The organism is Pseudoalteromonas sp., assembly GCF_041613455.1.
Classification (GTDB): Bacteria; Pseudomonadota; Gammaproteobacteria; order Enterobacterales; family Alteromonadaceae; genus Pseudoalteromonas.
This window is the reverse complement of the sequence record NZ_JBFJHD010000353.1, coordinates 1-1,606: the sequence shown is the minus strand read 5'-3', so window position 1 is coordinate 1,606 and position 1,606 is coordinate 1. Positions and strand designations below refer to the sequence as shown.

Genomic DNA, 1,606 nt, shown 5'->3' with positions numbered 1-1,606 from the left:
GTGTTGATTCAAGTGAATATCAGTTTTGAGCCAGCAAAGTCTGGCTGCCACCCTAATGAAATCACTGAACTGGCTGATTTTATTAACCAATGTGAGCATTTAACCCTGCGAGGCTTAATGGCTATTCCCGCTAAAACCGCGGATCCTCAGCTGCAACTACAATATTTTGAGCAATTGCAAACTTGCTTTGATAAACTACAGGCCTTATATCCTCAAGTAGATACTTTGTCGATGGGGATGAGTAACGATGTAGAAGCTGCAATTGCTGCAGGCTCAACCATGGTGAGGATCGGCACAGACATTTTTGGCACACGAACTTAAAAGGTGATAACAGACATATGTCAGATAAAACAATCGCATTCATAGGCACAGGAAACATGAGTTATGCCATTATTGGTGGCATGGTAAAAAATGGCTTTAAGGCAGATAACATTATTGCCACCAACCGTAACCAAGAAAAATTAGCCAAGGTTGCCGCCGATTTCAAGGTACGTACCACCAGTGACAATAATGAAGCCCTGCGTGATGCGGATGTCATTGTACTGTCTGTTAAACCTCAAATGATGGGCGAGCTATGTCAAGCGTTTCAAGACTCAGGCGTTGATTTTAGCGATAAGCTGTTTATTTCAGTGGCGGCGGGCTTAACGGTAAAGCGCTTGCGAGAAATGCTCGGCCAAGATGTAAAGATGGTACGTTGTATGCCTAACACCCCGTCGTTACTTAGCCGTGGCGTATCGGGTTTGTATGGCGCGGGCGAAACACAACAGGAACACGAATTTGTACAACACGTATTTGAATGTACTGGGATTGTAGTGTGGGTTGAGCAAGAGTCGCAAATTAACGATATTATTGCTGTAACCGGCTCGTCTCCGGCATACTTTTTCTTATTTATGGAAGCCATTGAAGCAAAAGCCAAAGCACTGGGCTTTAGCGATAGCGACGCGCGTCGCTTAGTACAACAAACTGCGCTGGGAGCGGCCGAAATGACGCTCAGCCAGCCTGAGATAAGCATTGCGCAATTACGCGCCAATGTCACCTCTAAAGGCGGCACCACCCATGCAGCCGTTGAGCACTTAAAAGACAATGGGTTAACCCAAACCGTTGCCGATGCCATGGATGCCTGTATTACCCGTGCTCAGCAAATGGAACAAGAACTCTAAGAAGGTTAAATTATGAATGCCATGCAATTTTTGATAAGTACCCTATTTGATTTATTTTTAATGGTGGTATTACTGCGCTTTTGGCTACAGTGGGCAAAAGCCGACTTTTACAACCCAATGAGTCAGTTTGTAGTGAAAGCTACCTCATTTGCGGTCACGCCGCTGCGTAAAGTTATACCCGGTTTTGCTGGCCTCGACTTTGCCTCTTTGTTGCTGGCCTTTTTTGTTGCGGCCGCAAAAATCAGTATACTGATGTGGCTTATTTATCAAACATGGGCTATACAACCAGTACTGCTGCAAGCAGTCATTACGGTGTTAAAAGAAGCGTTGAACTTAGTTTTTTGGGTATTGATTATTCGCGCTATTTTAAGCTGGGTGAGTCAAGGCTATAACCCAATTGAAGCGGTATTCCACCAGCTTACAGAGCCAATGCTGAAACCTATCCG

3 protein-coding genes are annotated in these 1,606 nt (G+C 44.9%); all 3 read left to right on the top strand.

The window, feature by feature from the left end; translation table 11 throughout:
- Nucleotides 1-321: YggS family pyridoxal phosphate-dependent enzyme (locus ABYB02_RS16990; protein WP_372763538.1), on the top strand; the 321-nt coding region annotated here is incomplete at its 5' end.
- A 17-nt stretch (nucleotides 322-338) separates the two neighbouring features.
- On the top strand, nucleotides 339-1,160 hold the full coding sequence (proC, locus tag ABYB02_RS16985) for a pyrroline-5-carboxylate reductase (RefSeq protein ID WP_372763537.1): 822 nt from the start codon (nucleotides 339-341) through the stop codon (nucleotides 1,158-1,160).
- 12 nt (nucleotides 1,161-1,172) lie between these two features.
- Nucleotides 1,173-1,606: YggT family protein (locus tag ABYB02_RS16980; RefSeq protein WP_372763536.1), on the top strand; the 434-nt coding region annotated here is incomplete at its 3' end.

Bases quoted from the DNA above. Each gene is read 5' to 3' on its own strand.
- proC (WP_372763537.1), top strand. From the start codon at position 339: ATGTCAGATAAAACAATCGCATTCATAGGCACAGGAAACATGAGTTAT.